Consider the following 4694-nt stretch of genomic DNA (forward strand, 5'->3'; position numbering starts at 1 on the left):
TTCGCGGGTCAGTGGCTGGATGAAGAGAGCGGGCTGGTCTACAATCGGTTCCGGTATTATTCGCCGGTGGCGAGTTGCTATCTGACGCCTGATCCCCTGGGATTATTGGGGGGAGAAACACCGTACAGCTATGTTACAAATCCCACGGCAACGATAGATCCATTAGGGTTGGTAGGGTGTTCGACCAAACTGGGTAAAAACCTGATGGAAGATATGGGGTTACCGCGTTCAACTAAATGGAGTGGCTATCAAGCTCACCATGTTATTCCTAAGCAATATGCTAACCATCCGGCGTTGAAAAAAATTAAGTATGATATTGATACGGCCGCAAACGGAATTTTCTTAAGAGAAGTTGATAGTGGTGTCAGCGCAATGGCAAGGCATCAGGGTAATCACAATGGTTACTCTGCGGCTGTTAAAAATGCATTAGACAAAATAGATTTAGGACAATCTAAAGATGCTATAGCAAAACAAGTTGCTGACATACAAAATACAGCTAAGAAAGCAATGACGAATGGAACTCCAATAAGAGCTAAGGATATTCGGAAGGGTAAATCTAAACTAGGTAATGAGCGAGCTTTAGAAATGTGGAATAAAATTTTAGGAGTAGAGTAATGAAAGATTCAGATCATAAGTTTATAACTGAGCCAATGAGTTTTTTATTATCAAATGCTCTCTTATCAGGAGGGGGAAACCTACCTTCTGGAATTATCTTATTGGAAGATAAAGATAAATCATTGACGTTGTCATTGAGCCAAAATTTGCCAGATGGATATTTAGTCTGGCAGGATCTCATAGAAAATAGTGTTGGTGAGTTTTCTTTAGAAGACAAATATTCTGATGCAGAAGAGTATTTAGAAGGTATTGACGAAGAGTTTGGCGATTTACAAGAAGAAAAAACGTTAGTTTATAGAAAATCTAAGATAAAGAAGATAAACACTGAATATGATGATTTTTATTTTGATATTTTAGATGATGTATATTACCAATTAAAAATGTTATCTCTTCAAAGGTATATATTAGGATATCAAAAGGCATCACTCTTAGAAAAAATGTTCGAAATATATAAAGAAGGTTTTTATCCATGTGGAATGACTAAGGATAAAAAAATAGTCGCTTTTAATCCAATGGTATTAAAAAAATAGTTGATATAGAGACATATCATCATGAAAAAGCCGGAAGATCGCAGCGATTTTCCGGCTTTTATTATTATCCTGCCTGATAATCCCCAATCAGTTCGCGCATCCGCAGCTTAATCTCACTGAGGTGGTCTTGCTGGCGTTGGTACTGTTGTTTGATGCTGCGGGTTTCGTCACTGTCGGGGATCAGCACTAAACAACCGTCCATGATTTTAACGGTCAGTGTGCCGCCAATATCAAAACCGGCCTGTTTAAGCCACTGCCCTTTCAGGTGGATCGCGGGCGGGGCTTTCGCTTTGTCATTTTGCGGGACGTATCCCACCGTGTAATAACGTTCTGTTTTGGCGGCTTTATTTTGCACCGCGTTTTGCTTAGAATGCGCCTTAGCCATGATTAACTACCTCCAATAGTTGGTTATGGTCAGCGGCTCCGGCGTGTTGCAAGCGCGTCGGAACCGCATTCTTTACTGTTGTCGCCGGAATCTATCCGACTGGTGTTTGAGAATTAATCCTTCAAGTACTGCTTTGGCGACAGCTTTTTCATCCGCCTCAAATTGGCTGATAGCTTCAAAATGCAGGCTCAGATCATCGGCGGGCTTGCGCTCTTCTTCGCTGAACACCAGCGTATCAAGGCTGACATGCAACGCTTTCGCAATCCTGACAAACGCTTCAAGAGTGGGCTGTGCACTTCCAGCTTCATAGCGTTTTATCTGGTTAACGTGAACTTGCGCAGCATCAGCAAGCTCCTGTTGTGTAAAGTTCTGCGCCTTGCGGAACTGAATCAATCGGGTTGGAAACTGCATAGGATTAAGCCATAAGAAAACAGTTCCCATAATGTACCCCACGGTATCTTAAAGTGGTTGCCATAAGTCTATTATAAGGTACAATGAAAAAACATTAAAGGGGTCTTGACATGTTTTGGAGGAACTTTTTATGGCTCGCATCCCCGACGCAGAATTACAGCACCTGAAATCCGCCGTCTCTTTAGTGGCGGTCATTGAGCAGCAGGGGCGGAAGATGATCCCACGCGGTAAAGACATGACTGTGCTGTGCCCGTTCCATCAGGAGAAAACGCCCTCGATGGTGATCACGCCCGCGAAAAATCTTTATCACTGCTTTGGCTGCAATGCCGGCGGCTCGGTGATTGACTGGGTGATGAAAACGGAGGGGCTGAGCCTGCGCCATGCCTGCGAACGGTTGCGGGCGGTGCTGGGCAGTAATCCGGCCGTGGTGCCGCTGGTTGACCCGTCGGAGCGGGTTCGGGAGGCGGTCGGGCAACAGGCGCTGCTGTTACGGGTGGCTGAGTTCTATCACCAGACCCTGCTGAATGCCCCGGAAGCCCGGCAGTACCTGAAAAAACGCCGCCTTGACCATCCTGAACTGGTCAGCCACTTTAAGCTCGGTTTTGCCAACCGCACCCTCAGCTATCGGTTGCCGGAGAAAAAACTGAAAGCCGGCGCAGAGATCCGCGCGCAGTTGCAGGCCGTCGGGTTGCTGCGTGAGAGCGGCCATGAACACTTCAGCGGCTCGCTGGTCGTGCCGGTGATCGGGCTGGAGGGGCAAATACAGGAAATGTACGGCCGCAAAATCACCGATCGCCTGCGGGCGGGCACCCCGTTGCATCTCTATCTGCCGGGGGCGCATGGCGGCGTCTGGAATGAAGCGGGGCTGGTTGGTTCGGCCTCGGTGATCTTGTGTGAATCCCTGATTGATGCGATGTCGTTCTGGTGTGCGGGGTATCGCCATGTGACCTGTTCGTATGGGGTTCACGGCTTTACCGATGCCCACCGGGACGCCTTCCGGCAGTATGAAATCCGGCAGGTACACATTGCCTATGACAATGACAAGGCGGGCAATGAAGCGGCGGCAACACTGGCGGCAGAGTTGCAACTGATGGGGCTGGATGTCTGGCGGGTGGTGTTCCCGGAAGGCAGCGATGCCAATCGTTTTAGCCGCGAAGTGGCAAACCCGGAAAATGCCTTCGGTCAGTTACTTGAATCAGCGCAATGGCTCGGTGAATCCACAAAAACACCGCTGTCAGACCAAAATGCTTCCATTGCCGTCCCCGTCTCTACGGCGGCATTAGTTCCAGAACCGGGCGTGGTGACGACGCTTGAGGCCAACGGGGATATCGTTATCCGGCAGGACGGGCAGGAATGGCGTCTGCGCGGTGTACCACCGAAAATCGGTGCGGTCATGAAAATCAACGTACAGTTACTGGATAAAAACAGCGGGGCGCTGTTCGTGGACAGCCTCGATATCCTGAGCGCCCGCGCCCGTGCCGGCTTCGTGCGGCAAGCCACGCAGGAACTGGCCTTACCGGAAACGCTGATTAAGCGTGAACTGGGGCGGGTGTTACTGGCGCTGGAACAACGTTCTTGGATGGCAGCAGAAACGGAAAAAGCCGCCAAATCCCTGAATGCCGATGAGCAGCAGAATGCCCTGACGTTATTGCAAGATCCACAACTGGTCAGCCGTATTACTGCGGATTTAGCCGCCTGTGGTGTGGTCGGTGAATCAACGAATCTGCTGGCAGCGTATCTGGCGGCGGTGAGCCGAAAGTTACCCAAACCCTTAGCCGTCCTGATCCAGAGCAGCAGCGCGGCGGGAAAATCGTCCCTGATGGATGCGGTACTGAGCCTGATACCGGCAGAAGAACGCATTCAGTACAGCGCCATGACCGGGCAAAGCCTGTTCTATCTGGGTGAAACTAATCTCCAGCATAAAATCCTCGCCATCGCCGAAGAAGAAGGGGTACGGCAGGCCGCCTATGCGTTGAAGCTGTTGCAGTCGGACGGCGAGCTGACGATGGCGAGCACCGGCAAGGATGAGGCGACGGGCAATCTGGTCACCAAAAGCTACACCGTCAAAGGCCCGGTGATGCTGATGCTCACCACCACCGCCATTGATGTGGATGAAGAGCTGCTGAACCGTTGTCTGGTGCTGACCGTCAACGAATCCCGCGAACAGACCGAAGCGATCCATGCCTTACAACGCCATAAACAGACCCTTGAGGGGTTACTGGCTGAGAATGAGCGGGACTATCTGACGCAACTTCACCAGAACGCCCAGCGGCTGCTGAAACCGTTGAATGTGGTCAATCCCTATGCCAGCCAGTTGACGTTCCTGTCAGACAAGACCCGTACCCGGCGTGATCATATGAAATATCTCACCCTGATCCAGAGTATCGCCTTGTTGCACCAGTACCAGCGGGAAATCAAGACGGCCGAACATCGCGGCAAGACACTGGAATACATCGAAGTGACCCAAGACGATATCCGGCTTTCCAATCAGTTGGCGCATGAAATCTTAGGCCGGACGCTCGACGAAATGCCGCCGCAGACGCGCAAGCTGTTGCTGCTGATACAGGCATGGATACGGGACAGCGGTCAGCCCCGGCATGAGAGGATTTTTACCCGCAAGCAGTTGCGCGATGCGGTGCAGTGGGGGGATACCCAACTGAAAGTGCACCTGTCGCGGCTGGTCGAAATGGAATACCTGCTGTTGCACCGGCGCGGGCTGACGTTCGCCTATGAACTGCTGTTTGACGGCGACG

At 50.7% G+C, this 4694-nt stretch carries 5 protein-coding genes; 3 read left to right on the forward strand and 2 right to left on the reverse strand.

Features of this window, described 5'->3' with window-relative positions; all coding sequences use genetic code 11:
• The coding region (locus tag Xbed_RS17845) for an AHH domain-containing protein (RefSeq protein WP_208612272.1) at positions 1-615 on the forward strand (615 nt) is incomplete at its 5' end.
• Positions 615-1145, forward strand: a complete 531-nt coding sequence (locus tag Xbed_RS17850; protein ID WP_086114187.1) for a hypothetical protein — start codon at positions 615-617, stop codon at positions 1143-1145. The genes Xbed_RS17845 and Xbed_RS17850, both read left to right, overlap by 1 nt.
• A 64-nt stretch (positions 1146-1209) precedes the next feature.
• Here the strand turns inward: Xbed_RS17850 and Xbed_RS17855 are convergent, their stop codons facing one another.
• Both Xbed_RS17855 and Xbed_RS17860 read right to left on the reverse strand, forming a co-directional pair.
• The gene (locus tag Xbed_RS17855) at positions 1210-1530 is read right to left on the reverse strand and encodes a SymE family type I addiction module toxin (RefSeq protein WP_086114188.1); all 321 of its coding nucleotides are present in this window, start codon (positions 1528-1530) and stop codon (positions 1210-1212) included.
• Between the two features lie 72 nt (positions 1531-1602).
• On the reverse strand, positions 1603-1971 hold the full coding sequence (locus tag Xbed_RS17860) for a helix-turn-helix domain-containing protein (RefSeq protein ID WP_244182545.1): 369 nt from the start codon (positions 1969-1971) through the stop codon (positions 1603-1605).
• A 100-nt stretch (positions 1972-2071) separates the two neighbouring features.
• On the opposite strand from Xbed_RS17860, the gene Xbed_RS17865 reads away from it, so the two are divergent.
• Positions 2072-4694, forward strand: a 2623-nt coding sequence (locus Xbed_RS17865; protein WP_086114189.1) for a CHC2 zinc finger domain-containing protein, incomplete at its 3' end; no start/stop codon positions are given.

The organism is Xenorhabdus beddingii (assembly GCF_002127545.1).
Lineage (GTDB): Bacteria > Pseudomonadota > Gammaproteobacteria > Enterobacterales > Enterobacteriaceae > Xenorhabdus > Xenorhabdus beddingii.

Bases quoted from the DNA above. Each gene is read 5' to 3' on its own strand.
- Xbed_RS17850 (WP_086114187.1), top strand. From the start codon at position 615: ATGAAAGATTCAGATCATAAGTTTATAACTGAGCCAATGAGTTTTTTA.
- Xbed_RS17855 (WP_086114188.1), bottom strand. From the start codon at position 1,530: ATGGCTAAGGCGCATTCTAAGCAAAACGCGGTGCAAAATAAAGCCGCC.
- Xbed_RS17860 (WP_244182545.1), bottom strand. From the start codon at position 1,971: ATGGGAACTGTTTTCTTATGGCTTAATCCTATGCAGTTTCCAACCCGA.